Source organism: Streptomyces sp. NPDC056987, assembly GCF_042673865.1.
In the GTDB taxonomy this organism is placed as follows: Bacteria; Actinomycetota; Actinomycetes; order Streptomycetales; family Streptomycetaceae; genus Streptomyces.
Window position 1 is genome coordinate 1 of the sequence record NZ_JBHURV010000048.1, and the last position, 25,343, is coordinate 25,343.

Here is a 25,343-nt window from a genome sequence, read left to right on the forward strand (position 1 = left end):
TTACCCGCAGACCGCCCCCGCCCCCGCCCCCACCCGCCCCCCCGTCCGCCCCGTACGGGGGCGGACGGAGGGGCGCTTTCGTCATGCCCGGATGCGGCTACGCAGTCAGCTCGCCAGCAGCCGCAGCCCGCGCGGTGTGGAGAGCCTTCGCGTGTTCAGGACCGCTCGCAGTACCGTGGATCCACAAACCTTCTGGCGGGGGTCCGTATGAACAGCACTATTGGTGACCGTATTCGCAGCCTGCGCGAGTTCCGCGACCTCACTCAAGAGGAACTGGCAGAGCGCGCCGAAGTCCACGTCGACACGATCCGCAAGCTGGAACAGAACGTCAGGCAATCAGCGCGCATCAACACGCTTCGCGCGCTGGCCCGCGCGCTCGATGTCCAACTTGAGCGCCTAGTAGGACAGCCCACCGTGACCCAAGAACTCTCCGACGACGGCGGCCTCATCGCCCTGCGCGACGCCATCCAGGACATCACCGCCCTGCCCGGCGTCCTCGCCGAGGACAACCTCGAAGACCCGCCGGACGCCGACGAGTGGACTGCGGCTGTGAAGGCTGCCACCAACCACTACTGGGCAGGCGACTACTCGACGCTCGCCAGCACGCTGCCGATCCTCCTGCGCGACGGCCGCGCGGTGGCCCGGCAGACCGAAAGCGAGCGAGTGTGGCAGCAACTCGCGCTCGCCTACCAACTGGCCGCCTCCCTGGCCGCTCAGGCCGGCCACCCGGACTGGGCGTTCGCCGCGGTGGAGAAGCAGCTCGCCGCCGCGCAGCGCGCCTCCGACCCGCTCATGGAGGGCATGGGCATCTCCACTCTGTCCTGGGTCCTGCTGCGCCAGGGCCGCTGGGAGCAGGCCCAGGACGTCGCCGAGCGGAAGGCGGACGCCCTGGAGCCCAGCTTCCGCCGCGCGACACCCGCGCAGCTCGCGGTGTACGGGAACCTGCTGGTGGCCGCCGCGACCCCGGCAGCCCGCCGCGACCGCCGAGCTGACGCCCTCGCCCTGCTCAATCTCGCCGAATCCGCGGCCACCCGGTCCGGCCCGGTCCGCGCCTACGGCAGCGCGTTCTCCGTCGTCGACGTCCGTACTCAGCAGGTCAACGTCGCTTTGGCCGGGCGGGAGCCGGACCCGGCCGAGGCCCTGAACTTGTCGGGCGGGGTCACCGTCGACGACATCACTCGGCCCGTGCACTCGGCCGCCTACCGCGTCGACGTCGCCCAGGCGAAGTACCAGACGGGAGACTGCGAGGGCGCCTTGGAGACGCTCCTGGAGGTCGAGGAAGACCAGCCGGAGTGGATCAAGTTTCAGACGCTGGCCACCAGCACGGTGCGGGAGATGCTGGAATCGGAGCGCCGCCGCAACACCCCCCTGCGAAGTCTGGCGGCACGTCTCGGTGTCGACCCGGCTTTGTGAACGGGTAGGACAACGCGTCCTAGTCGGGCGATAATTGACTCTCCATCTGGTACATCCCGTCACTGGGATGTAACTGGGCAGCTCCATAGCGTGGCTGCATGAAGCGGCGTCGGCCAATCCCCGCCAGGCACGGCCGACGCCGCACTCCATGCACCCGATCTGGAGTCGGCCATGACGCAGTACACGCACCCGCCCGTCACCCCGGTCGAACGGTGGCTGGCGAAGACGATCCAAGATCCCGAGTCCGCGTTCCGGGACTGGGAAGACGGCCGCCCCGCGGTCCTCGCCCTGGGTGTCCAGTTCGACGCGGTGAAGCTCCCGCAGCGCCTGGTGCACGCGGCGGCCGGCGCCCCCGAGCGGTCTGCCGTAGCCACCGTTCTTGCCCAGCTGGGAGGCCCCGTCATTTGGTCGCCGCCCGGCTGGTACCTGGCACTCGTCCCCGCCGGCGCGGCGGAGACCTGGGACTCCCCGCACGCGGCCGCCCTCGGCCACGGCGCATACCTGCCCGTGCCCCGTCTGGACCGCACCGGCCCGGAGGGCATCCACTGGACCCTGCCGATCGACGGCGCCCGCACTCTGTGTTCCCCGGCCGCCGCCGCCGAGCTGCTCCACCTCGGCCGCGATCGCCAGGGCCTGCCCCGATGAGCGTCGCCGAGGCCACCCTCGCCACGTCAGTCGCACTCTCGGACACACGGGCCAGCTTCCCCGAGCTGATCGAGGCCGCTACGGCGCTGAAGGCCCACATCGCGGATCTGCTGCCCGCCGCCGAGACGCAGGTTGACGGGCTGTGGCGAGGCGGTCTGGAGTGGGGCAGCCGACGAGCCCGCCTGGACATAGTGCGGCGCCACGCCGCCGACGACGTGCCGAGCGCCCCCCTCTCCGCTCAGGTGCACGTGGCCCTTCTGCGCCGCGACTGCGTCTGGTTGCTGGAGCACTACGGCGCTGCACTGACAGGAGCCGCCTCATGAAGGACGGCAAGCCGTGGGTGGGCGATGAAGTCCATGACGCCGGCACCGGGCGGAACGGCGTCCTCACCGACGTCCGCAGCGGCATCTACGTGCTGCGTCCGCTGCACGGCGGGCCGGAGTGGACGTCGGAGACCGACGCCGAGCTGACGGTGGTGGTGCCGCTCGACGAAGCGCCGCCCAGACACAGCCCCAGGCGCGCGAGGCGTCGGGGAAATTGACTCCCGTGCGCCGCCGGGGTGCTCACCCTGGCGCACGGGCAGGCCCGGCTGCCGCCGCCCCGGCGGTCGGGCCACCTACCGCACCACCTGAGCCCCCGTCTCGGCCGACGACTCCAGGCCAGGAAATCCCGGCCGGGACGGGTTCCACCACCCACCCGAAAGAGGGAGGCACCTCTATGAGTACCACCACCGCGGCGACCCGTACCCGGGACGCCCGCTCGCTCTTGACCGCCGAGGAGTTCGCCGGCGTCGCCGCCACCGTGAAGCGCGCCAACCCCGGCATGGAGACGACGCTCGCCGAGCGCATCACCGTTGAGGCGCTGGCGTTCGTGGCGACCGCCGCCAACCGCTCCAGCGGACGCCTGGCGCCCTCCCCGGTGGTCGACGAGGGCTGGCACGCCCTGATCCTCCACACCCGCGTCTACGCCGACCTGTGCACCCGGCTCGGCGGCAGGTTCGTCCACCACATCCCCCAGCCCCCGAACCCGACGCACCCTCATGTCCCCGGCATCCTCGCGTTCACCCAGGCCGCCATCACCGGGGCCGGCTTCCAGGTCGACGAGGAACTGTGGCAGCCCGGCCCGAAGGCGTCGGCGGAATGCCAGCACGTCCCGAACTGCGGGGACACCGAATGCGAGGCCAACTGCGAATCCGGCCCGAACTGACCGACTGGCCCCCTATGGTGCCGGTATGAGTCCATCTGAAAGCCGCATGGCCGCAGTCCGCAAATGCCAGCTCGTGTGGCGCACGATCAGGAACCGGCGGGCGGGCCGACGTAAGTGCCCCGGCCCCGGCCCGACCGTGATGGCCACCAGCGCCGGACCCATCACCATCCCCTGCCTGCGCTGCGGTGCCGGTTCGTAGACCCACCGAACAGGTCGGCCGCCCTACGGCCGGACCCACCTACCGCCCCGGTCGGCCGCCGTCCCCCGTCGACGCCGGCCGGGGCTCCGGCCGCACGAGATCCTCGACCTGCACATCGAGGGCGTAGGCGATGAGCAGGAGGTCCGCGTACCGCGGGTCGCGGCGGCCGGACTCGTAGCGCTGGATCGACCGGCGCTCGACGCCTGCGCGCTCGGCCAGGTCGTCCTGGGACATCTGCGCAGCTACGCGGACTGATGCGATGCGGTGGCCGAGCGCCCGGCACTCGTCCACCACCCAGGCAGGACGAGGAGTACGACGGGTAGGCACTCGACACACGCTCTGCGGGTGTCGATCATGAGTCAGTGCCCAAACGGTCGCTTATTCATTTCAAGGTGATCTTGGTTGCGGAGGTGCGAAGCCGGTGGCCAACTGGCGCACGCGAACGAGCCAGCGCGTCATGGTCGACACGCGATGTGGGGCAGTTGGCTACCTCACGTCTTCGACGGAAGACCAGTGCACCCTGCGCTCCTTGAAGTGCGGCACGGAATGGACCGCGCCGAAGGCGGCCACCCGTTCAGCCACCATCGACGAGATCAGCTCCGCGCTCGCGGACTCCTCGGAGTGATCACGGATTGCGGCGCCCCCACCAGGCCATCACCTGGTACAGCGTTCGCGCGCCCACCTGCTTCCGGATATCGGCCAGCTCTTTGGAGACGGTCCGGCCGGCCAGGCCCAGGCGCTCGGCAACCTGATCCTGCGAGCACCCCGCAGCCAGCTCCTGGAGAATCGCGGACTGGCGTTCCGTCAGCACGCCTGCGGGCGTCCGCGCCAGGTCGTCCCACCGGATTGCCCGCTCCCACAGCATCAGGAAGATCGCATGGGCCCAGGCGACAGCACTGCGGTCCACCACGTGCCAGCCGCAATCGGCTTCCCCCTGCACTACGTAGTTGTCGATGAACGCGTGCCGCTGGTCGACGATCACCATTCGGGGGAAGGTGTTCCGGTAGGCACGGACCTCGGCTCCGGAGTCAACGATCTCTCGGACCATCGCATTCGTCTGCTCGTGCTCGTGGGTAAGCGTGCTGTAGATCGAGCGCACCGCCACGCCGCGCTTCACCGCCCCCACTGTTCGGTCGATGCCAAGGCGGCGGATCTCAGGGTCGCGGTCCTTGGGGCCGCCAGGCTGCGCCGTATAGATCTCCAGCGAGGCCTGGGCGGTGACCTCGCCGATCCGGGCATTCATCAGCTCCCGGGTCGCCAGGAACTCCGACCCCGGCCCGCCGTACAGCCGGTAGGGGTCGAAGTGCGTGGCGAGTTGCTCGATCTGAGGGATCTGCCCCATGCGCTCTACGAGCCTGGTGAGCTCGCGCTCGGTATCCGTTCGAAGCTGCTGCGCCGCCGTGCGCGGGTCGGCAGCGCTGAGCGCGTCGCCGTGATGGTCCGGTGTGAGCAGGCCCAGCGCGACGAGACGTTCCGTCGACCTGCCCCGGGGCGCGACACCGCCAGCGGCGATGGCTTGATACGTGTCCAGATCATCCGGCGTGAGCACGAAGCCGTCTACAGACTCACGCATGCGCATACCTATCCATCCTCTTCGTTATCCCTGGCGGGATGCGCATTCTCGCACGTGCGTCAACTCGCAGCCTCATCCCCCTTGGCCTCACACTGCGCGCATGTAAGTCTTCTTTCAGTCACATTCGTTGGTTCGGACCATGTGCACCGAGGAGTCCGTATGCGCATTTTCCAGAGGGCAATTGCCACGCTGCTGCTCGCAGTTGCCGCAGGCGTTGCCGCGGTTTCCGCAGCTGCGGCGGACGAGGTCGTACGGCCGGCACCGGCGGTCAGCACGCCCGAGGCGACCCCTCAGGGCGACGTCGGCTGGGGCTGAGGAAGACAGGCGTCAAACGGCCCGGCAGGCCCATACATGGCCTGCCGGGCCGGATCTACCAGATGGGGGAAGACAGATGTTCAGAGCCATGGCAGGGATCGCGACGGTGCTCGGCATGCTCCTGGTGCACCGCTCTCTGCGCCGTCAGATCGACGAGCTCCGCGCGGAGGTCGCCGTTGCCCGGTGCGAGGGCGTCCTGAAGCAGCCGCCGGCTAGCTGACGCTGCGCAGGCGCGGGCGCTGACCGGTGAGGCTCCGTTCGATCGTTTCCATGGCATCGTCGTCGGTCTCGGGGAGCAGGTGGCCGTACGTGTCCGACGTCGTCTTGATCGACTCATGGCCCAGACGGCGCTGAACGTAGGTGAGGCCGTGGCCGGCGCTGATGAGCGCGGCGGCGTGGCTGTGCCGGAGGTCGTGGGGGGTGGGGTTTTTCTCCTTCGGCAGGGTGCCGTCGGCCTTCGCCTTGGCGACGGCCCGGTGCCAGTGGTTGCCGAACGTGCTGTAGTGCAGCCGCTGGCCCTTGTCGCCGGTGAAGAACAGTTGGTCGCCGGGCAGCCGGTCGAGGCCGAGCTCGACCAGGGCGGCCTCCACCGTGCGGCTGATCCGCAGGGTGCGGCGGGAGCGCTTGGTCTTGGGCTTGCCGATGTAGTACCCGCCCTTGCCGTCCTTCTTCCACGCCCGCCGCACGCGGAGGCGCCTGTGGCCGCCGGACTCGATCACGCACATCGGCGCGAGGGCCGTCAGCTCGCCCCACCGCACGCCGGTCCCGTAGGCGATGGTGACCATCAGCTGGTCGGCGCGGGAGCGCAGGCACTTGATGATCCCCTCGACCTCCGCGGGCGTCAGGAACTCGATGTCCTCGTCGTCGTCCGCGCCGTCGTCGTCGACCCTGGGCAGCCGGGTGAGCTCGCACGGGTTCCGGTTGCGCAGCGGCGGCTCGGACTGGACGGCCTCTTTCAGGATGCCGGACAACAAACCGTGCAGGTTGCGGATGGTCTTGGGACTCATCGGCTTCATCTTGGGCGAGCCGTCGGGCATGCCGCCGCGGCGGACGAGCGTGGTCTCCAGCTTGCGGACCCACGGCCGGATCGTGTCCGACGAGAAGTGCTCGGTGCTGCGGACGTCGCACTCGCCGAAGGTCGGGAAGATCCACCGTTCCAGGTCTCCGAGGCACGCCTTGCGGTAGTGCTCCTCGATGCCGGTGCGGTCGTTGATGATCCGGGTCGCGTAGGTCCGGAAGCGGTAGCGGTCGTCACCGGACCCGATGTCGGCGGTGACGTAGCCGCGACCCTTGACCCAGCCCGCCGGCCACTGATGGCTGGCGGCCTCCACAGCATCCTTGAAGACCTGTGCGGACGGCTCGTCCTCGAAGGTCTCGCCCTGCCAGTCGCCACCCCGCGACCCGCCCAGACGCCACTTGACGCGGTAACTGGTGATCTCTCCTGCGCGGTTCTCCCGCGCCTGCACTGCAGCCATGGAGACGACATTAGGGCAGGGTGAGGCCATGGTGAGGCCACAGAGGAACATGATCTAGGCGAGTAACCGCCATATCCCCTGCTCAAGGCGCATGGCGCGAGATGTGCCCGGAGCCGGACTTGAACCGGCACGCCCCCGAGGGGCAGCGAGGTTTAAGCTCGCCGTGTCTGCATTCCACCATCCGGGCAAGGCGCGCAACGCCGCGTTGGCACAGGAGCCTATCGGGACACACCACTCGAACAGCCGAGCGCCTACCCGATGTTGTCTTATTTTATTGACGTCTGAGGGTGCGTCAGCACACGTAACGAGCCATAGGCACATGCCGGGCGCGGGTGGTCATCTGGTACCGAGGCACGCGAGAATGACGAAAAGTCGCCGCCCGGTCACGGATCCGGCACACGCGCGGCTCCGGACGTGCGCCGGCGCGCCTCCGGCGCGGGTGGGGGCGCGCGGCGGGCGGGGAGCCGACGGGGCGTCACATCGGGACCGTACGCGCACCTTCTCAGGGACGGTGTCATACCGGAGGAGGAGAGCGCGCGTCGGCGGTCAGACCCAAGGGGGCCACGGGAACGGGCATCGCGGCGGACGCCCCGGCGGCCGGGCGGGGACGACGATGGAGGGGTTCGCCGGTGGAGGGATTCCTCCACTCGTAACGTCCGCGCCACCGGATCAGTTCCGGTGCCGCGTAGCGTCCGCGCCGCCGGATCCGTTCCGGCGCCCGCGCCGGATCCGTCGTCCGGCCCCGTTCCGTCTCCGTCCCGACAGGAGTGCTCTTCCGTGACCATCACCCCGCTCGCCGACCGTGCCACCGCCGTGGCCGCCCGCGCCTCCGATCTCTCGAAGGTCTACGGAGTGGGCGAGACCCAAGTGGTCGCGCTCGACCATGTCTCCGTCGACTTCCGTCAGGGGGAGTTCACCGCGATCATGGGCCCCTCCGGCTCCGGCAAGTCGACCCTGATGCACTGTGTGGCCGGCCTCGACAGCTTCAGCAGCGGCTCCGTACGCATAGGCGAGACCGAGCTGTCCACCCTGAAGGACAAGCAGCTCACGCAGTTGCGCCGGGACAAGATCGGATTCATCTTCCAGGCCTTCAACCTGCTGCCGACCCTGACGGCCCTGGAGAACATCACGCTCCCCATGGACATCGCGGGCCGCAAGCCCGACAAGCAGTGGCTGGACCAGGTCATCACGATGATCGGCCTCGCCGACCGGCTGGGCCACCGGCCCACGCAGCTCTCCGGCGGCCAGCAGCAGCGCGTGGCGGTCGCCCGCGCCCTCGCCTCGCAGCCCGAGATCATCTTCGGTGACGAGCCGACCGGGAACCTGGACTCGCGCTCCGGCGCCGAGGTGCTGGGCTTCCTGCGCAACTCGGTGCGGGAGCTGGGCCAGACCGTGGTGATGGTGACGCACGACCCGGCGGCCGCGTCCTACGCGGACCGGGTGATCTTCCTCGCCGACGGGCGCATCGTCGACGAGATGTTCGCGCCCACCGCGGACGGCGTGCTGGACCGGATGAAGGCGTTCGACGCCAAGGGCCGCACCAGCTGAGCCGGCGCCCGCCTTCCTGACCGTACGTCCGTACGCCGTACGTCCGTGCGTCCCGCGCCGTAACCCGTCCCGTCCGTCCGGCCCACCTTCACCAGGACTTCCACCATGTTCCGTACCGCCCTGCGCACTGTGCTCGCGCACAAGGCCAGGCTGCTGATGACCGTGCTCGCCGTCATGCTCGGCGTCGCCTTCGTCTCCGGCACCCTGGTCTTCACCGACACCCTCGGCAACGCCTTCCGCAACCAGTCGGCGAAGAGCTACAAGGACGTCGCCGTCTCCGTCCACTCCTACGACGCCCGCGAGAGCGACGACCAGGAGGCCCGCAAGGACGGACCGGGCCTCAGCCAGGCCACCATGGACCGGATCGGAGCCCTCGACGGGGTCGCCACCGTCACCGGGCGCGCCGACGGCTTCGCCGGGGTCGCCGACCCCGACGGCAACCTGATCGGCAACGGCTGGACCAACACCGGCGCCAACTTCGCGCCCGGCGAGAACGGCCAGGACGCCGCGTACACCTTCACCGAGGGCTCGGGCCCTCGCGAGGACAACCAGATCGCGCTCGACCGGGAGACCGCGACCAAGGGTGAGTACAAGGTCGGCGACACCGTACGGGTCGCCACCAACGCGCCGGTGAAGGAGTACACCCTCTCCGGTGTCTTCACCACCGAGGACGGCGCGGTCAACGCGGGCGGCAGCCTCGTCCTCTTCACCACGGAGGCCGCCCAGAAGCTCTACGTGGAGCCCGGCTACTACCGGGACGCCACCGTCACCGCCGCGTCCGGCGCCTCCGACGCCGCGCTCCTCTCCGGGATCAAGAAGCTCCTCCCGGAGAACGCCGAGGCGCAGACCGGCCAGGCGCTGGCCGAGGAGCAGGCGGCGAGCATCGAGAGGGGTCTCTCCAGCCTCAACCAGCTGCTGCTGGCCTTCGCAGCCATCGCCCTGTTCGTCGGCGTCTTCCTGATCTCCAACACCTTCACCATGCTGGTCGCCCAGCGGACCAAGGAGCTGGCGCTGCTGCGCGCCGTCGGCGCCTCCCGCCGTCAGGTCAAGCGCTCCGTGCTGATCGAGGCGACGCTCGTCGGGATCATCGCCTCGGTGGTCGGCTTCGCCCTCGGGCTCGGTCTGGCCGTCGGACTGCGCGGCCTGATGGGCGCGTTCGGCGCGAAGATACCGGGTGGACCGCTCGTCGTCTCCCCGACCGCGATCGGGTCCGCGCTCGCCGTCGGCGTGCTGATCACCGTGATCGCCGCCTGGCTGCCCGCCCGCCGGGCCGCGAAGATCCCGCCGGTGGCGGCGATGAGCAGCGTGCACGCCGTGGCCACCACCAAGTCCCTCGTCATCCGCAACTCCATCGGCGGCTTCATCGCCCTGATCGGCACCGCGGGGATCCTGGCGGGCGCCTCACAGGGCTCCGACGGCCGGTTCCTCCTCGGCGGGGGCGCGTTCATCGCGATGATCGGCGTCATCGTGCTGATCCCGCTGCTGTCCCGGCCGGTCATCGCACTCGTACGGCCGCTGCTCATAGGCGCCTTCGGGGTGTCGGGCAAGCTGGCGAGCCAGAACGCCGTCCGTAACCCGCGGCGTACCGGAGCCACCGCCTCCGCGCTGGCCATCGGGCTCACCCTGGTCACCGGCCTCACCATCCTCGGTGTCACGCTCGGCCAGGCCATCGACAAGATGACCACGGACAACATCAAGGCCGACTACATGGTCTCGATGGCCAACGGCAGTCCGCTCGACCCGAGCGTGCCGGCCGCGCTGGAGAAGGCGTCCGGGGTCGCCGCGGCCTCCCCGCAGCAGGCGGTCGACCTGGAGATCAAGGGCGAGCCCTTCCCGGTCTCCGCGGTCACCGCCGGGGCCATCGAGAAGCTCATCAACCTCCCCACGGTCTCCGGCTCGCTGAACTCGCTCTCCGGCGACGCGATCGCGGTCGAGGAGGACACCGCGAAGTCGAAGGGCTGGAAGACCGGTGACACGGTCACGGTGAAGTACGTCGACGGGAAGTCGGCGGACCTCAAGGTCGGCGCGATCTACCGGAGCAACGAGTTCGTCTCCCCGCTGCTGATCTCGAAGGAGCTGGCCAACCCGCACGAGATCAACCCCTTCATCCGCGAGGTGTGGGTGAAGACCGACGGCGGCGCCGGCGCCGCCCGCGAGCAGGCCCTCGTGGACGCCCTGGGCAAGAACCCGGCGATCAAGGTGATGGACCAGCAGGACATCAGGAACGAGTACAGCGGCTTCATCAGCACCGCGCTGAACATCATGTACGGACTGCTGGCGATGGCGCTGATCATCGCGGTCCTCGGGGTCATCAACACCCTGGCGATGTCCGTGTTCGAGCGTCAGCAGGAGATCGGCATGCTGCGCGCGATCGGTCTGGACCGGCGCAGGGTGAAGCGGATGATCCGGCTGGAGGCCGTGGTGATCTCGCTCTTCGGCGCGCTGGTCGGCATCGGCCTCGGTACCTTCCTGGCCTGGGCGATCGGCCAGACGATCAAGGGCTCGCTGCCGGGGTACGAGCTGGTCCTGCCGTGGGACAGGATCGCGCTCTTCCTGGCGCTGGCCGGGCTGGTGGGTGTCCTGGCGTCGCTCTGGCCGGCCCGCAGCGCCGCGAAGCTCAACATGCTGACGGCGATCAAGACCGAGTAGCGGAGCGCCACGCGGACGGCGCACGGACCGCGTAACGGACGGCGTAACGGACGGCGTACGGACGGACAGGCCGGGCCCCTGGAACATCTCCAGGGGCCCGGCCCATGTCAACGCACGACGACCTACGGCGATGACAGACGTACGGTGGTGGCAGCGGTCGGCAGCAGTGCGGTGGTGCCAGTGCGGTGGTGCCAGTGCGGTGGTGCCGGTGCGGTGGTGGCTCAGGTGCCCCAGAGGCGGGCCCGCAGCGGCAGCCCGGACACGCCGCCGTCCGCGGGCCGGACGGCCAGGATCTGGTTGACGCCGATGCGGTTGCGCTCGAAGGAGAGCGCGGACGCGGCCATGTAGAGGCGCCAGACGCGCGCCCGGCCCGCGGAGGTCGCGCGCACCGCCTCCGCCCAGTGCTCCTCCAGATTGGCCACCCAGCGGCGCAGGGTGAGCGCGTAGTGCTCCCGGATCGACTCGACGTCGCGGGCCTCGAAGCCCGCTTCCTCCAGGGTGGACACGGTACGGCCGAGCGGCGCCAGTTCGCCGTCGGGGAAGACGTACGCGTCGATGAAGTCGTCGATCCGGTACTGCCCCTCGTCCGGCTCGGGCCGCCGGGCGATCTGGTGGTTCAGCAGCCGGCCGCCCGGCTTGAGCAGGCCGTAGAGGTCGTCGGCGTACTCCCGGTACCGGACCGAGCCCACGTGCTCGGCCATCCCGATGGAGGAGATCGCGTCGTACGGGCCGTCCCTGACGTCCCGGTAGTCCTGGACCCGGATCTCGATGCGGTCCGTCAGCCCCTCCTCCGCGATGCGCTTACGGGCGAACGCGGCCTGCTCCCGGGAGAGGGTGATCCCGGTGACCCGGGCACCGTACTCGCGGGCCGCGTGGATGGCCATGGAGCCCCAGCCGCAGCCGACGTCGAGGAGCCGGTCGTCCTCCTGGAGGCCGAGCTTGCGGCAGATCAGGTCGAGCTTGTCGCGCTGCGCGTCTTCGAGGGTGAAGCCGGGGCCCGCGTCCCAGTAGGCGCAGGAGTAGACCATGGACGGGCCGAGGACGAGTGCGTAGAAGTCGTTGCCCACGTCGTAGTGGTGGCTGATCGCCTCCTTGTCGCGGCGCTTGGTGTGCGCCCCGCCGCGGCGCCGCCGGATCTCCTCGCCGGGCGGTGCGGGCGGCGGCCAGGGACCCGCGATCTCCACGAGCCCGCGGGCCGCGGCGCGCATCCGGGGGTCGCGTACGGGATGGACCTTGGGTCCTTCGTCGCCGTCGTGCTCCCAGATGAGCCCGGCGAGACGTTCGAGCACCGCGTACAGATCGCCGTCGACATCGATCTCCCCGGCGACCCAGGCGCGCGCGAGGCCCAGTTCGCCGGGTTTCCAGAGGAGACGGCGCAGAGCACGGCGGTGACGGATGATCAGGGTGGGTGCGCCGGGAGGGCCCGATTCGCTGCCGTCCCAAGCCCGGATACGGACCGGGAGCGGAGCCCCCAGCAACTCTTCGGCAAGAGTGGTCAGCCGCAGCGCGGCGTCGGCCATGGCGTACACCTCCGTGGTGGTGGATACCGGACATGCTCAACACCACGTAAACACCGCTCGGGTACGGATGCAGTCCCGGTGGCGGGCAATGAGAGAGCAAAATACTTGCATCCACCACGCACTTTGCCCGGATACGGCCCGCACCCCCGCCCCGTACCCCCGCCCGGTACCCCTCTCCGGCCCGCCCGGGGCGCGAAGATCCAGAACGGGGCTGCTGGTCCGTCGGAGCGACCCGCGTACGGCGGACGCATGGCGCGGGCCTACCGCAGCCGGCGTGCCGCGAGTGCGCCGCACAGCCCCGCGGAAGGGGCCGCGGGCATGCGGAAGGGCCGTCCGCACCACGGATGGCGGACGGCCCTTTCCGTACGTTACGCCGTCAGGACGCCTTGGCCTTCTCGGCGGGCGCGGCCGACGCGGCGGCGGGCGCCGGGGTCGGCTTCGCGGCCTCGTAGAACTCCTCGCGCGGCGTCTCCATGGCGCCGAGCGAGACGACCTCGCGCTTGAGGAACATCGCGAGCGTCCAGTCGGCGAAGACCCGGATCTTGCGGTTCCAGGTCGGCATGGCCAGACCGTGGTAGCCACGGTGCGCGTACCAGGCCAGCCGGCCCTTGAACTTGATCTTCATCTTGCCGACGACGATCATCGCGACGCCCTTGTGGACCCCGAGACCGGCGACCGCGCCCTTGTTGGCGTGGCTGTAGTCGCCCTGCGGGAAGCCGCGCATGCCCGAGATGACGTTGTCGCCGAGGACCTTGGCCTGGCGCAGCGCGTGCTGGGCGTTGGGCGGGCACCAGGCGTTCGGGTTGCCGGCCTTGCGGCCGACGAGGTCCGGGACCTGGGCGTTGTCGCCCGCGGCCCAGATGTAGTCGGTGCCCTGGACCTGGAGCTTCTCGCTGGTGTCCACGTGGCCGCGGGGGCCGAGCGGCAGACCGAAGCGGGCGAGCGCCGGGTTCGGCTTGACGCCGGCGGTCCACACGATGGTGTTGGAGTCGACCTCAAGGCCGTTGTTGAGCACGACGTGACCGTCGACGCAGGAGTCCATGCCGGTCTTGAGGTAGACCTCGACGCCGCGGGCCTCCAGGTGCTCCTTGCCCCAGGCGCCCAGCTTCGGGCCGACCTCGGGGAGGATCTTGTCGGCGACGTCCACGAGCAGGAAGCGCATGTCCTCGCGCTTGACGTTCGTGTAGTACTTGGCCGCGTCGCGCGCCAGGTCCTCGACCTCACCGATGGTCTCCGCGCCGGCGAAGCCGCCGCCCACGAAGACGAAGGTCAGCGCCTTGCGGCGGACCTCCTCGTCCGTCGTCGAGTCAGCCTTGTCGAGTTGCTCCAGGACGTGGTTGCGCAGGCCGATGGCCTCCTCGATGCCCTTCATGCCGATGCCCTGCTCGGCGAGGCCGGGGATCGGGAAGGTACGGGAGACCGCGCCGAGCGCGATGACGAGGTAGTCGAAGGGCAGCTCGTAGGACTCGCCGACGAGCGGCGCGACCGTGGCGACCTTGCGGTCCTGGTCGATGGTGGTGACCCGGCCGGTGAGCACCTCAGCCTTGGGCAGCACGCGTCGCAGCGGGACGACGACATGCCGAGGCGAAATGCTGCCGGCGGCGGCTTCGGGGAGGAAGGGCTGGTACGTCATGTACGAGCGGGGGTCGACGACCGTGACGGTCGCCTCCCCGTAGCGCATCTTCTTCAGAATGCGACGAGCTGCGTACAGGCCTACGTACCCACCGCCTACAACGAGGATCCTGGGACGCTCCGTGGTGCTCATGCCATCGAGTATCCACCCCCCTCGGAGGGGGTGCTCGTGAGCCCCTTCACAAGGTCTGACCCCCCTTGTGCTACACTCCGCGGCCCACGTGATCGAGGTCATGGCGCCCGGGGGAACCAGGCGGTGGGTTTGGACGTTGCCCACCCCCTGTGAGCTGGCCCTCAGCACCTACCCCCGGACCGAACCGGCCACACGGTTCACGCCATCGCGACGCGTCCGGAACCACCCGGTATAAGGGTGCGTGCGGCGCGCACCCCTCACCGCGGGGCCTCCCGGCCGAGCACAGCCCCCGGGAGACGCGATTTCCTTGTGAAGAAGTTCACGAACTTTCTCGCCAAGGTGACCGAGGGGCGCCCCGACAGCGCGGAACACCCCCCGGCGCACGCCCGTTCAGGTCCACCTGATGCGGCTACGAGTCGGCACTTACCGGGTCGCCTACCGGATCGAGGACGACGCGCTCGTCATCCTGGTCGTCAAGGTCGGCGACCGGCGCGACGTCCACCGCGACATCTAGCGCGACATCTGAGGTGACTCGTCGTCGAGTGCGGCACTCCAGGCGATGCCGTCCAGAATGTCGTGCTCGCTGACGACGACCTCCTGGGCGCCGGTGCGCTCCATGATCGCGAGCAGGACGAGGGCGCCCGCGCCGATCACGTCGACCCGGCCCGGGTGCATCACGGGGATCGCGGCCCGTTCCGCGTGGGTGGCGACGAGGAGGTGGTCGGTGATCTCCTTGACGCGGCCGTAGGGGATGCGGGAGCGGTGGATCCGCTCGGAGTCGTACGTGTCCAGGCCCAGCGCGATCGCGGCCACCGTCGTCACCGAGCCGGCCAGGCCGACCAGCGTGCGGGGTTCGCGCAGCGGGACGGCTTCCTCGGCGAGGTCGAGGGCCGCCTCGATGTCGGCGCGGACCGCGGCGGTCGCGGCGGGCGTCGGCGGGTCGAGGACCTCTCCGTCCCGTACGAGATGGCGCTCCGTCAGCCGTACGCAGCCGATGTCCACCGACCGCGCCGCCCGCACCCGGTCGTCGCCGACGACGAACTCGGTGGAGCCGCCGCCGATGTCCACCACGAGGTAGCTGTCCCGCCCCGGCAGTTCCTTCGTGGCGCCGGTGAAGGAGAAGGCCGCCTCCTGGTCGCCGGTGATCACCTCGGGCTCCACGCCCAGGATGTCCACCACCCCGCGCACGAACTCGTCGCGGTTCTCGGCGTCACGCGACGCGGACGTGGCCACGAAGCGGATCCGCTCCGCGCCGTGCTCCGCGATGACCGCCGCGTACTCCCGGCAGGCGGCGAACGTACGTTCCAGCGCCTCCGGCGCGAGCCGGCCGGTCCGGTCGACGCCCTGGCCGAGCCGGACGATCGTCATCCGCCGGTCGAGATCGACCAGTTCGCCCGTTTCCGGGTGGATGTCCGCGACGAGCAGGCGGATCGAGTTCGTACCGCAGTCGATGGCCGCGACCCTGGTCATGACGCCGGGCCCCCTTCCGCCGCCGGCTCCGTCCCGGCGGCGCCGGCGCACGGCGTGACGCACGGGCCCTTCGCCCACCACTCCGGCAGCATCGCCAGCGCCTCGTCCCCCAGCGGGTTCACCCCCGGCCCCGCCGCCAGCGAGTGGCCGACCAGCACATGCAGGCACTTCACCCGGTCCGGCATGCCGCCCGCGCTGGGGAAGCCCTCCAGCACCTCGATGGCGTCGCGCCGCGCGAGATAGTCCTCGTGCGCCGCGCGGTACGCGGCGGCCAGCTCGGGGTCGGTCGCGAGGCGCTCGGTCATCTCCTTCATGACACCGTTCGCCTCCAGCGTGCCGATGGCCGAGGCCGCGCGCGGGCACGTCAGGTAGTACGTCGTCGGGAAGGGGGTGCCGTCGGGGAGCCGCGGGGCGGTCTCGACCACGTCCGGCTGCCCGCAGGGGCAGCGGTGCGCGATGGCGCGCAGCCCGCGCGGCGGGCGGCCGAGCTGCTCCTTGAAGGCGGCGACGTCCGCCTCGGTGGGCTCGGTGCGTGCGGTCTGCGGAGGGGGCGTCTTCATGCCTGCCTGGTTCTGCCGTTCCGGATTCATGTCGTGCGGGGGGTGGGGCGGGGGTGGGGGTGGGATGAGCCGGGCGGGTGCGTCCGTACACGTAATACGTATGTACGGGTGCGTCCGTGCACGTGCCTACGAACCTACGTGCCGGGGCGGTCCGCCTCGTCCACCCCGTCCAGGACGTTCGAGTACCAGGGGCGGTCCGCCGCCCCCTCGTCCTCGCGCCGTTCCCGCGCCGCCTCCGGGTCGATGACGGTGAAGCCCGTCTCCCCCGGCCGCAGGTAGTGCAGGTGCTCACGGGCCAGCCGCTCGACGTACGCGTCGTCCTGGAGCCGCGCCTTCTCGTCGCGCAGCTCCGCCACGCGCCGCTGCGCCTCCTGGCTCAGCCGCTCCTGCTCGGCGATCTCGTTTCGCTGCGACACGTACTCCCGCATCGGATACGCGAGCGCCACCACCAGGGTGCAGACGACCAGCGCGAGGAAGGCCGCGCGTCCCGTGAGCCGGGAGCGGCGGTCCTGCCTGCGGTTCTGCGAGCGGTAGACCCGCGCCGCGGTCTGCTCACCGAGCAGCCGCAGCCTGGTCGAGGTGGAGAACCGGTCCCGGTTCCCGGCCATGGCCCGCCTCCCCTGTCATGTACGGACGTCCCCGGACACGGTACGGGACCGCGGCCGGGGACGTCCGTACGACGGGCGGATGAGCGCCCGCGAGGGTACGGGTTACGCGCTGCGTGTTCTCTCAGCCGTTGGAGGAACGCATCCTCTTAATTGTTCGCGGAGCGAAAGCGCGGGAACGCGCTGCGGCCCGCGTACACCGCCGCGTCGTCGAGGATCTCCTCGATGCGCAGCAGCTGGTTGTACTTGGCGACGCGGTCCGAGCGGGCCGGGGCGCCGGTCTTGATCTGACCGCAGTTCACGGCCACCGCGAGGTCGGCGATCGTGACGTCCTCGGTCTCACCGGAGCGGTGGGACATCATGCACTTGAAGCCGTTGCGCTGGGCCAGCTCGACGGCGTCCAGCGTCTCGGTCAGCGAGCCGATCTGGTTGACCTTGACCAGCAGGGCGTTGGCCGAGCCCTCCTCGATGCCGCGGGCGAGGCGCTCCGGGTTGGTGACGAAGAGGTCGTCGCCGACGATCTGGACCTTGGAGCCCAGCTTGTCGGTGATGACCTTCCAGCCGGCCCAGTCGTCCTCGAAGAGCGGGTCCTCGATGGAGACGAGCGGGTAGGCGTCGACCAGCTCCTCGTAGTACTCGGTCATCTCGGCGGCCGAGCGCGACTTCCCCTCGAACTCGTAGCTGCCGTCCTTGTAGAACTCGGACGCGGCGACGTCGAGCGCGAGCGCGATGTCGCGGCCCGGGACGTAACCGGCCTCCTTGATCGCCTCAAGGATGAGGTCGAGCGCGGCGCGGTTGGACTCCAGGTTGGGCGCGAAGCCGCCCTCGTCGCCGAGACCGGTGGAGAGGCCCTTCTGCTTCAGGACCTTCTTGAGCGTGTGGTAGACCTCGGCGCCCCAGCGCAGCGCCTCGGAGAAGGACTCCGCGCCGATCGGGGCGATCATGAATTCCTGGATGTCGACATTCGAATCGGCGTGCGAGCCACCGTTCAGGATGTTCATCATCGGAACGGGCAGCAGGTGCGCGTTCGGGCCGCCCAGGTAGCGGAAGAGCGGGAGGTCGGACGCCTCGGAGGCGGCGTGCGCGACGGCGAGCGAGACACCGAGGATGGCGTTGGCGCCCAGCGAGCCCTTGTTCTCGGTGGCGTCCAGGTCGATCATCGCCTGGTCGATGAGGCGCTGCTCGGTGGCGTCGTACCCGACCAGCTCCGGGCCGAGCTGCTCGATGACGGCGAGGACGGCCTTCTCGACACCCTTGCCCAGGTAGCGGCTGGCGTCTCCGTCGCGGAGTTCGACGGCCTCGAACGCACCGGTGGAGGCACCGGAGGGGACGGCAGCACGACCGGTGCTGCCGTCGTCGAGGCCGACCTCGACCTCGACCGTGGGGTTGCCTCGGGAGTCGAGGATTTCCCGGGCTACGACGACGTCGATGGACGGCACGAGCATCTCCTTCTGGGATGTGACGCGTGGGTGCAGGGTCTCTTGGCCTTGCGACATGAGCCTAACCGGCTCCGGGTCATCGGCCAGCCGGTGCCCGCCCCCTAAGACACTCCCGCTCGCACGGACCGCCGCTACCCGCCGGTAGCGGGACCGGATGGCGGGCAGCGGCGGGAACGGGGCCCGGCCCGGCGCGTACGGGGGTGACGCGCCGGGCCGGGGAGAGGGGGTCAGCGCAGGTGGAGCTGCTGACCCGGGTAGATGACGTCCGCGTCACGGACGATGTCCTTGTTCAGGTCGAAGACCTTCTTCCAGCCGCCCTTGACCTTCTGGGCAGTGGCGATCTTGGAGAGGGTGTCGCCGGACTTGACCTTGTACTCGCCGTCCCCCTTCTTGATCGTGAACGGACGGCTCTGGCCGCGCGAGGCCGGCTGCGCCTCGTCACGGGTCGACTGCTGCGGCTGCGCCTGCCGGGTGGGGGCGGACTTCTGCGTACCGGAGTTGCTGGAACCGCTGTTGTCCGAGCTGGAGGAACCGGAGCTGGAGCTGCCGGAGCTGGAACCGGAGCCCGAGCCGCCGCTGTACGCGGCGCCCGAGAGGCCCACGCCACAGCTCGGCCAGGCGCCCTTGCCCTGGCCCGCGAGGACCTTCTCGGCGACGGCTATCTGCTGGGACTTGGAGGCCTGGTCGGCGCGGGGGGCGTAGGCGGTACCGCCGTACGCGGCCCAGGTGGAAGGGGTGAACTGCAGGCCGCCGTAGAAGCCGTTGCCCGTGTTGATCGACCAGTTGCCCCCGGACTCGCACTGGGCGACCCGGTCCCACTCGGAGGCGGTGGCGGCGGAGGCGGCGGTGGCACCGATCAGCGGAGCCGCGACGGCCGCGCCGGTGATCCCGGCGAGGGTGGCGTAGCGGACGGCCATGGACGGGCGGCGGTGCTTGGCCTTGCTGGAACGCAGCAGCATGAACACATCTCCTCACCGACGCCTACGAGGTGAGCTGTCGGGTTCGGGCCAATGAGTTGCCCGGCCGCGTGTTCGCACACGCGGCTTCACCCCTAGCCGGTCACCGCCCGTCTCTCGACGGCCGGGCCCGGCGCAAACCTATGGGTCCCCCGCTCCTGCCTTCGGCGCTCGAAGCGACGATTACTCCCCCCGACCGACGGCAGGATTCGGCGTGACGGTCGACGAGGCCCGCGGTGCGAGCGGTTCAGACCGTAATCACAGCCCTGCCGGTTGTTCAAAGGAGCACATCCAGGAAAAAACGCCCTTACCTCCTCCGAGGGACAATACGTTTCCGCAGGTGGGAACCGGATTCGATCAACGGGCGAGGCGAAGAGCCCGAGTTGCGGCAAAGAGACCCTTGTCTCACTTGCGCAGAAGTGGACATACGGTCGCTAACTGCCCGCGTTCCGGGCGGAGATCGGAGGCTCTGGCCAGTACGGACGCAGCCGAGGAGGCGTCAACGGGGCGCCGTTCAACGGCACTCGCCCGCACCGGTTCCGGACTCCCCCGCTCCGGCGGTGGAGCGGGGCGCTCCGATTCGGGGAACTTCTGGCTCCGGTCGCGGAGTCACCCCTTCCGGTCGCGGAGTCATCCGTTCCGGTCGCGGGCCCGGCGCCGGAGTCACCCGTTCCGCCATGGGCCCGGGGGCCGGGCTCGCTCACGCCGGTCGCCCACTCCGACCCAGGAGTCACTGACTACAGCCCTGGAGCCTCTCGCTCCGTTCGTCCCCTCCGGCTCTGGCGTCACTCGCCCCCGGCCCTACGGCGGGGCGCTGCAACGGGGCGCTACGGCCCGGCGCGGGTCACAGCGGGGCCAACGCCTCCGGGGCCGGGAGCCGTGCGTACGGCGGCCGGGAAGCCGCGCGTACGGGCCCGGTGGGCGGCGGCTCAGGGGCGGCTCGACGACGGCTCGGGGACGGCTTCGGGACGCTTCGGGACGGCTCCGGGAACGCGGAAGCCGCGCCCCCGTCGTGGAGGCGCGGCTTCCCAGGACTTGCTGCCGGGCTGCCGGCTGCTCAGACCCAGCCGCCGACGACCTTCTGCCCGCCGGTCGCCAGGGAGAGGTGGCCGCCGACCGTGGTGACGACCTTCTCGACCTCGCGCTCCACACCGTCCGTGAGCCCGGCCCCGTCACGGGCTCCGCCCGCCCCGCGGGAGGCGCGGCTGCCCGAGGCGCGCTCCTCGTCCGCGGTGCCCGGCGAGGCGCTCTCGTCGGCCGCCTGGCCGCGGTGCTTGCCCTTGGACGCCTCGTCCTTGCCCTCGGCGTCGTCCGTACCGGCCGCGGAGCCGGTGGCACCCGGGCTCGGGCTGGTGCTGGGTTCCGGGGAGGTCTTGCCGTCCGCGCCCGCCTCCGCGCCCGGGTCCGTCACGGCGTCACCGGACGGATAGGCGTCCCCGGAGGGGCTGCCCGACGGGGTACCGGACGGGTCGGTGCTGTTGCCGCCACCCGTCACCCCCTCCACGATGCCGCCGACCGCACCGCCGACCGCCTCCGTCAGCCCGGAGACGGCGGCGCAGCTGGACCACGCCTTCGCCCCCTGGGCCTCGAAGACCTTCTCGGCCACGGCTATCTGCTGCGAGCGGCTGGCCAGGTCGGGGCGCTCGGCGTAGTCGCCGCCCCCGAACTCGTCCCAGGTCTCCTGGGACATCTGGAGCCCGCCGTAGTACCCGTTACCGAGGTTCGCGCTCCACGTGCCGCCGCTCTCGCACCCCGCCACGCGGTCCCAGGTCGAGGAGTCCGCCGCGCTGGCGGCGCCGGCTCCGAGCAACGGGATCGCGATCGCGGATCCGGCCACCCCGGCGGCGACGAGAAGAGCTGGGGCCTGACGAGGTCGACGGTGTCGGCCGTTCCCGGACATGCGGTTGCCTTCCGTGTGACAGTCAATTCAACTCCGGCATGGTGTTACCGGGTCGACGTGAACGTAGCGGTACTCGAATGCTTGTCACAAGTCGATGCAGCAGAGATCACGTGAAAGTCACAGTATTGACGATGCGTCAGTAAAATTATCGGCCGGACAATGGCGTGAACTGCACCGGAAGCGTGCGCAATCCCCGCATGATGAGCCCGCCACGCCACCGCAAATCGGAAGGTTCTTCCGAAAGCCGCACATCCGGAAGCCGTTTCAGAAGCGTGGCGATCGCGGTCTGCCCTTCCACGCGGGCGAGCGGCGCGCCGAGGCAGTAGTGGATGCCGTGCCCGTACCCGAGGTGCTGATTGTCACGGCGCCCGAGGTCGAGCGCGTCGGGGTCGCGGAAGCGCTCGGGGTCGCGGTCGGCCGCGGCCAGCACGACGAGAACGGGGTCACCTGCCGCGATCCGCTGCCCACCCAGAGTCAGCGGCTCGGTGGCGTACCGCCAGGTCGCCATCTCCACCGGGCCGTCGTAGCGGAGCAGTTCCTCGACGCCGGTCGCCAGCAGACCCGTCTCACCGGCCGCCAGGGAACTCTGCAGGCGTTCCCGTTCGGCCGGATTTCGCATAAGCGTGTACATGCCATTGCCGATGAGATTCACCGTCGTCTCAAAACCGGCGAACAGAATGATAAAGGCCATCGCCGCGGCCTCGTTCTCGGTCAAATGCTCACCGTGGTCACTGGCCCGGATCAGACCGGAGATCAGGTCGTCGCCGGGATTCTCTCTTTTCCGGTGGATGAGTTCGGCCAGATAGCCGCGCATCTTCTTGACCGCCCGCGCGACCCCGCCGCGCGGCCCGCCCGCATGACGGATCATCATGCCCGCCCAGTCCCGGAAGTCGTCCTGGTCCTCGGGCGGCACCCCGAGCAGATCGCAGATCGCGTAGATCGGGAGCGGGAACGCGAACTCGTGGATGAGGTCCGCGCTGCCCCGCTCGGCGAAGCCGTCGATGAGACGGTCGGTCAGCTCCTGTACGCGCGGGGCGAACTCGGCGACGCGACGCGGCGTGAACGCCTTGGACACCAGCCGCCGCAGCCGGGTGTGGTCGGGCGGGTCGATGTTGAGCAGGTGCGTCATCAGCTCCGCCTTGCGCTCCCCAGGGATGCCCGTCTTCCCCCGGGCGTGCGCCGGCTCGGCGTGGTGCACCGGATTCTTGGAGAGCCGCGCGTCGGCGAGCGCCTGCCGGGCGTCCCCGTACCGGGTCACGAGCCATGCCTCGACCCCGCTGGGCAGCTCGGTGCGGTGCACGGGGGCGTGTTCCCGCAGCCAGGCGTACGCGGGGTAAGGGTCGGTGGCGAACTCCCAGGTGAAGAGGGTGGGAGCGGCGCTGTTCGCAAGTTTCTCGGACGCATCGGACACGCCCCGACCGTAACCGCCCCCGAACGGCCCCCACCGCCCGGCCCGCGTACGCCGTCCGGCGCCGGTACGCCCGGTGCGTTGCGGCGCCCGACGGCTACGCGCCCGGCGCGCGCTCGGCGGCCAGGATCCTGTCCCTATATACACGCGCCGCCGCGCGCAGCGCCGTCTCCGGGTCGACGCCCGCCGCGTCCGCCCGTACGGCCAGGGCCAGCAGCTCGTACCCGATGGACTCACCCTCCGGAAGCGCGACCTCAAGACCGGCGGTACGGGCGCGGCTCGCGAGCTTCGCGGTGAGGGCGAGCCCCGGCTGACCGAGCGGTACCCCGTCGGTGACCGACGTACGGCGCTTCTCGACCGCCTTCATCCGGATCCACTGCGCCTTGACCTCCTCCGGGGTGTCGACGCTCGCGTCGCCGAAGACATGAGGGTGGCGGTGGATCAGCTTCTCCACGATCGTGCCCGCGACGTCATCGATGGAGAACGCCCCGCTCTCCTCCTCGTCCTCCCCTGCGTCCCCTGCCGGGCCCACCGGGCCCTCCTCGGCGATCCGGGCATGGAAGACAACCTGGAGCAGGACATCCCCCAGCTCCTCGCGCAGCTCGTCCGCGTCGCCGTCCTCGATCGCCTCGACCAGTTCGTACGCCTCCTCGATGGCGTACTTGGCGAGTCCCTTGTGGGTCTGGCCCGAGGCCCACGGGCACTCTTTCCTGATCCGGTCCATGACCTGGACGAGATCGAGGAGCCGGGCGCCCGGCAGGTCGTACGAGCCGGGCAGCAGCTCCAGGTCCGGCATCCGGAACCGCCCCGAGCCGGCCAGCCGGGCGAGGCCGTCCGTCAGCTCGGCGTCGGTCCCGTCCCCCGCGCCGGAGGGGATCACCACGACGGTACGGCCGCCGGCGCACGCGTCGACCAGGTCCTGCGCGCCGGGCGCGGCATGCTCGACCGCGACGCCGGCCTCCCGCAGATACGGCAGCTGGGGATGGCCGGCGTCGGCGCACACCACACGGTCGGCGGCGTGCAGCGTCTGCCACGCGGGCCAGGAGAGCAGGCCGGGCGCGACCCGGTGGCTGGCGGTCAGCAGGACGATACGGCCGGGAGCTGCGGAAGCTTCGTCTGTCACCTCTCGAACCTACCTCCGGCCGCCCGCGGGGTGGCGCGAGGGCTGCTCGGTCAGGCGTCCGTGGGCTGCTGTTCCGGCGCCTGGCGGGTGACCTGGGTGATCCACGGCGACTTGGTCTCGCCGAGCCGCACCTGCTGGTAGTCCCAGCTCCCGTAGCGCGGATTGACGTCGATGCCCATCTCCTTCGACGTCTTCGTCAGCACGGCGAGGACCTTCTGCTGCCCCTCCGGGGTCGAGGTGTTCGCGCCGAGCGCCCCCGCGACCTTGTTCAGCAGCACCTCGCGGCTGATCGCCGCGTCGATCTGCCCGGAGGAGAGCGCGCCCTGCTGGAGCAGCATCGCGGCGAACTGCTGCTCCCCGCCGGACTGCGTGGCGGCCTGCGCGCGGGTCTCCTGGATCTCCTTGCGGCTGACGTCGACACCGGCGTCGTCGGCGGCGCGCTGGAGCACCCGGTCGAAGATCATGCTGTTCAGCTTGGCCTGGCTGAGCTGCGCGGTGTCCTTGATGAGCTGCGCGGACTCGGGCGTGGCCCGCTGAGCCTCCCGTACGTCCCGTACCGCGGACTGAAGCGTGGACACCTCGATCCGCTGCCCCCCGACGACCGCCGCCGCTCCGGGATGGGCCTCACCGCCGCAGGCGGTGAGCAGCGGGGCCGCGGCGAGCAGGGCTACGGACACGGAGAGCGCGGTGCGACGACGGCGGTGCAAAGGGGACCTCCCGGGGAGATTGTGCGGCGATGCACAAGACCTTGCAGTGATCGATGGTAGGCAGTGGACGTGGCGCAGGCCACTGCTTCGACCAACGATTCACGAGCGGATCGGGGCACGTACCGACGCGGGGCCGCCGGTTCCCGTTCTGTCTCGGCTTGTCCGGCCCGACCGTGCCTCAGGCCGCCGAATGTCGTCCGTCCGCCGGCGCTTCCTCCGATCGCGGGTGATCGTGCGGGGTGAAGACGAAAGCGGAGGCGTCCCCGTCAAGATCGATGGTCATCGACGCGTCCAGGGCCTTGGCGAGGCGAGTCAGCAGAGTCAGGGTCGGCACGGAGTCACCGCCCTCGATGTTGGAAATCTGCGGCTGGGTCATCTCGGCCCTCCGCGCCAGCTCGGCCTGCGAAAGCCCCAGTGCGGTGCGCCGGTCGTAAACAGCCTGGCCCAGCTCAAACGCGTACCCGGCTTCGACGTAGGCGCGCGACTCGTCGACCGATTCCCCCAGGAGCTTCCTGGTGCGGCGCGTCTTCCACTGGGAGTGGTTCACAGGTTCTCCTCCTTCGTCCGGTCATAGCTGTGGGTGGCAGGGCCGTGATCCGACTCGCACATCTTCTGCATCTGCTGGGCCCGCTCGACCTCGGCGGTCTCCCGCTGCCTGGTCTTGCGGAACACTGTCAACAGCACGATGCGCCGGTCAGGAGCGAGCCAGTACGTCATCCGGACAGCGTTGCCGTCCATGGTGAACCGCAGCTCCCGCACCTTGCCACCGAGGTGACGGGCATATGGCTCCGCCAAGGTGGTCGCCCTAAGCCGCCGCCCTGCTCACCGGGTCTGCCGCGAGGCAGCCGGGGCAGTCGCCCGGTTCGG

24 protein-coding genes, 1 tRNA gene, 2 pseudogenes and 1 riboswitch are annotated in these 25,343 nt (G+C 70.3%); of the genes and pseudogenes, 10 read left to right on the top strand and 17 right to left on the bottom strand.

What is annotated here, in order from left to right; genetic code table 11:
• Positions 1 to 207: 207 nt before the first annotated feature.
• The 5 genes from ACFTZC_RS36330 (at position 208) to ACFTZC_RS36350 (ending at position 3,264) form a co-directional block, all read left to right on the top strand.
• Complete coding sequence (locus tag ACFTZC_RS36330) at positions 208 to 1,413, top strand: helix-turn-helix domain-containing protein (protein WP_382897453.1); 1,206 nt, start codon at positions 208 to 210, stop codon at positions 1,411 to 1,413.
• Positions 1,414 to 1,584: 171 nt separating this feature from the next.
• The gene (locus ACFTZC_RS36335; protein WP_382897455.1) at positions 1,585 to 2,058 is read left to right on the top strand and encodes a hypothetical protein; all 474 of its coding nucleotides are present in this window, start codon (positions 1,585 to 1,587) and stop codon (positions 2,056 to 2,058) included.
• The gene (locus ACFTZC_RS36340) at positions 2,055 to 2,381 is read left to right on the top strand and encodes a DUF6415 family natural product biosynthesis protein (RefSeq protein ID WP_382897457.1); all 327 of its coding nucleotides are present in this window, start codon (positions 2,055 to 2,057) and stop codon (positions 2,379 to 2,381) included. The genes ACFTZC_RS36335 and ACFTZC_RS36340 overlap by 4 nt, the downstream gene beginning before the upstream one ends.
• Positions 2,378 to 2,599: a hypothetical protein gene (locus ACFTZC_RS36345; protein ID WP_382897460.1), complete on the top strand. Its 222-nt coding sequence runs from the start codon at positions 2,378 to 2,380 to the stop codon at positions 2,597 to 2,599. The genes ACFTZC_RS36340 and ACFTZC_RS36345 overlap by 4 nt, the downstream gene beginning before the upstream one ends.
• A 176-nt stretch (positions 2,600 to 2,775) precedes the next feature.
• Positions 2,776 to 3,264: a glycine-rich domain-containing protein gene (locus ACFTZC_RS36350; RefSeq protein ID WP_382897463.1), complete on the top strand. Its 489-nt coding sequence runs from the start codon at positions 2,776 to 2,778 to the stop codon at positions 3,262 to 3,264.
• Positions 3,265 to 3,502: 238 nt separating this feature from the next.
• Here ACFTZC_RS36350 and ACFTZC_RS36355 read toward each other — a convergent pair whose 3' ends face one another.
• Together ACFTZC_RS36355 and ACFTZC_RS36360 are read right to left on the bottom strand one after the other, a co-directional pair.
• The gene (locus ACFTZC_RS36355) at positions 3,503 to 3,799 is read right to left on the bottom strand and encodes a helix-turn-helix transcriptional regulator (RefSeq protein WP_382897466.1); all 297 of its coding nucleotides are present in this window, start codon (positions 3,797 to 3,799) and stop codon (positions 3,503 to 3,505) included.
• Positions 3,800 to 4,088: 289 nt separating this feature from the next.
• On the bottom strand, positions 4,089 to 5,042 hold the full coding sequence (locus ACFTZC_RS36360; protein ID WP_382897469.1) for a LuxR C-terminal-related transcriptional regulator: 954 nt from the start codon (positions 5,040 to 5,042) through the stop codon (positions 4,089 to 4,091).
• A 153-nt stretch (positions 5,043 to 5,195) separates the two neighbouring features.
• Between ACFTZC_RS36360 and ACFTZC_RS36365 the strand changes: the two genes are divergently transcribed.
• Together ACFTZC_RS36365 and ACFTZC_RS36370 are read left to right on the top strand one after the other, a co-directional pair.
• Entirely contained in the window at positions 5,196 to 5,351 is a 156-nt protein-coding gene (locus ACFTZC_RS36365) for a hypothetical protein (protein WP_382897472.1), read from the top strand.
• 88 nt (positions 5,352 to 5,439) lie between these two features.
• Positions 5,440 to 5,571 carry a hypothetical protein gene (locus tag ACFTZC_RS36370; protein WP_382897475.1) on the top strand — a complete coding sequence of 44 codons (132 nt, stop codon included), beginning with the start codon at positions 5,440 to 5,442 and terminating at the stop codon, positions 5,569 to 5,571.
• On the opposite strand, the gene ACFTZC_RS36375 is transcribed toward ACFTZC_RS36370, so the two are convergent.
• Both ACFTZC_RS36375 and ACFTZC_RS36380 read right to left on the bottom strand, forming a co-directional pair.
• A complete protein-coding gene (locus ACFTZC_RS36375; protein ID WP_382897477.1) occupies positions 5,564 to 6,826 on the bottom strand; it encodes a tyrosine-type recombinase/integrase in 1,263 nt (420 codons plus the stop codon). The genes ACFTZC_RS36370 and ACFTZC_RS36375 overlap by 8 nt on opposite strands.
• Before the next feature lie 104 nt (positions 6,827 to 6,930).
• A tRNA-Leu gene (locus ACFTZC_RS36380) sits at positions 6,931 to 7,013 on the bottom strand.
• Positions 7,014 to 7,603: 590 nt separating this feature from the next.
• Here ACFTZC_RS36380 and ACFTZC_RS36385 point away from each other — a divergent pair.
• Together ACFTZC_RS36385 and ACFTZC_RS36390 are read left to right on the top strand one after the other, a co-directional pair.
• Positions 7,604 to 8,374 (top strand): ABC transporter ATP-binding protein, encoded by a 771-nt coding sequence (locus ACFTZC_RS36385; protein ID WP_382897480.1) that lies wholly within the window; start codon positions 7,604 to 7,606, stop codon positions 8,372 to 8,374.
• Positions 8,375 to 8,479: 105 nt separating this feature from the next.
• Positions 8,480 to 11,023, top strand: a complete 2,544-nt coding sequence (locus tag ACFTZC_RS36390) for an ABC transporter permease (RefSeq protein WP_382897483.1) — start codon at positions 8,480 to 8,482, stop codon at positions 11,021 to 11,023.
• Positions 11,024 to 11,244: 221 nt separating this feature from the next.
• Here ACFTZC_RS36390 and ACFTZC_RS36395 read toward each other — a convergent pair whose 3' ends face one another.
• On the bottom strand, positions 11,245 to 12,543 hold the full coding sequence (locus ACFTZC_RS36395) for a class I SAM-dependent methyltransferase (RefSeq protein ID WP_382897486.1): 1,299 nt from the start codon (positions 12,541 to 12,543) through the stop codon (positions 11,245 to 11,247).
• Positions 12,544 to 12,919: 376 nt separating this feature from the next.
• The gene (locus ACFTZC_RS36400) at positions 12,920 to 14,308 is read right to left on the bottom strand and encodes an NAD(P)/FAD-dependent oxidoreductase (protein WP_382897489.1); all 1,389 of its coding nucleotides are present in this window, start codon (positions 14,306 to 14,308) and stop codon (positions 12,920 to 12,922) included.
• A gap of 391 nt (positions 14,309 to 14,699) precedes the next feature.
• Here ACFTZC_RS36400 and ACFTZC_RS36405 point away from each other — a divergent pair.
• Positions 14,700 to 14,822, top strand: a pseudogene (locus tag ACFTZC_RS36405) (type II toxin-antitoxin system RelE/ParE family toxin); the annotation flags it as partial.
• Here ACFTZC_RS36405 and ACFTZC_RS36410 read toward each other — a convergent pair.
• From ACFTZC_RS36410 to ACFTZC_RS36460, 11 genes and pseudogenes are all read right to left on the bottom strand, one after another.
• The gene (locus ACFTZC_RS36410; RefSeq protein WP_382897491.1) at positions 14,819 to 15,778 is read right to left on the bottom strand and encodes an exopolyphosphatase; all 960 of its coding nucleotides are present in this window, start codon (positions 15,776 to 15,778) and stop codon (positions 14,819 to 14,821) included. The pseudogene ACFTZC_RS36405 and the gene ACFTZC_RS36410 overlap by 4 nt on opposite strands.
• A complete protein-coding gene (locus tag ACFTZC_RS36415) occupies positions 15,775 to 16,338 on the bottom strand; it encodes a DUF501 domain-containing protein (RefSeq protein ID WP_382897494.1) in 564 nt (187 codons plus the stop codon). Before ACFTZC_RS36415 ends, ACFTZC_RS36410 begins: the two co-directional genes overlap by 4 nt.
• 134 nt (positions 16,339 to 16,472) lie before the next feature.
• Positions 16,473 to 16,946, bottom strand: a complete 474-nt coding sequence (locus tag ACFTZC_RS36420; protein WP_365808303.1) for a septum formation initiator family protein — start codon at positions 16,944 to 16,946, stop codon at positions 16,473 to 16,475.
• A 146-nt stretch (positions 16,947 to 17,092) separates the two neighbouring features.
• Entirely contained in the window at positions 17,093 to 18,388 is a 1,296-nt protein-coding gene (gene eno / locus ACFTZC_RS36425; RefSeq protein ID WP_382897497.1) for a phosphopyruvate hydratase, read from the bottom strand.
• 221 nt (positions 18,389 to 18,609) lie between these two features.
• Positions 18,610 to 19,338, bottom strand: coding sequence for a transglycosylase family protein (locus ACFTZC_RS36430; protein ID WP_382897588.1), 729 nt, complete (start codon positions 19,336 to 19,338; stop codon positions 18,610 to 18,612).
• 7 nt (positions 19,339 to 19,345) lie between these two features.
• A riboswitch (cyclic di-AMP (ydaO/yuaA leader) is annotated at positions 19,346 to 19,518 on the bottom strand.
• An 877-nt stretch (positions 19,519 to 20,395) separates the two neighbouring features.
• Positions 20,396 to 21,238 carry a transglycosylase family protein gene (locus ACFTZC_RS36435; protein ID WP_382897500.1) on the bottom strand — a complete coding sequence of 281 codons (843 nt, stop codon included), beginning with the start codon at positions 21,236 to 21,238 and terminating at the stop codon, positions 20,396 to 20,398.
• Between the two features lie 145 nt (positions 21,239 to 21,383).
• On the bottom strand, positions 21,384 to 22,649 hold the full coding sequence (locus tag ACFTZC_RS36440) for a cytochrome P450 (protein ID WP_382897503.1): 1,266 nt from the start codon (positions 22,647 to 22,649) through the stop codon (positions 21,384 to 21,386).
• Between the two features lie 94 nt (positions 22,650 to 22,743).
• Positions 22,744 to 23,769 carry a nucleoside triphosphate pyrophosphohydrolase gene (locus ACFTZC_RS36445; protein ID WP_382897506.1) on the bottom strand — a complete coding sequence of 342 codons (1,026 nt, stop codon included), beginning with the start codon at positions 23,767 to 23,769 and terminating at the stop codon, positions 22,744 to 22,746.
• Between the two features lie 50 nt (positions 23,770 to 23,819).
• Positions 23,820 to 24,476 carry a SurA N-terminal domain-containing protein gene (locus ACFTZC_RS36450; RefSeq protein ID WP_382897509.1) on the bottom strand — a complete coding sequence of 219 codons (657 nt, stop codon included), beginning with the start codon at positions 24,474 to 24,476 and terminating at the stop codon, positions 23,820 to 23,822.
• 178 nt (positions 24,477 to 24,654) lie between these two features.
• Entirely contained in the window at positions 24,655 to 25,023 is a 369-nt protein-coding gene (locus tag ACFTZC_RS36455; RefSeq protein ID WP_382897512.1) for a helix-turn-helix domain-containing protein, read from the bottom strand.
• A pseudogene (locus ACFTZC_RS36460) lies at positions 25,020 to 25,277 on the bottom strand (type II toxin-antitoxin system RelE/ParE family toxin); the annotation flags it as partial. The pseudogene ACFTZC_RS36460 and the gene ACFTZC_RS36455, both read right to left, overlap by 4 nt.
• Positions 25,278 to 25,343: the final 66 nt, after the last annotated feature.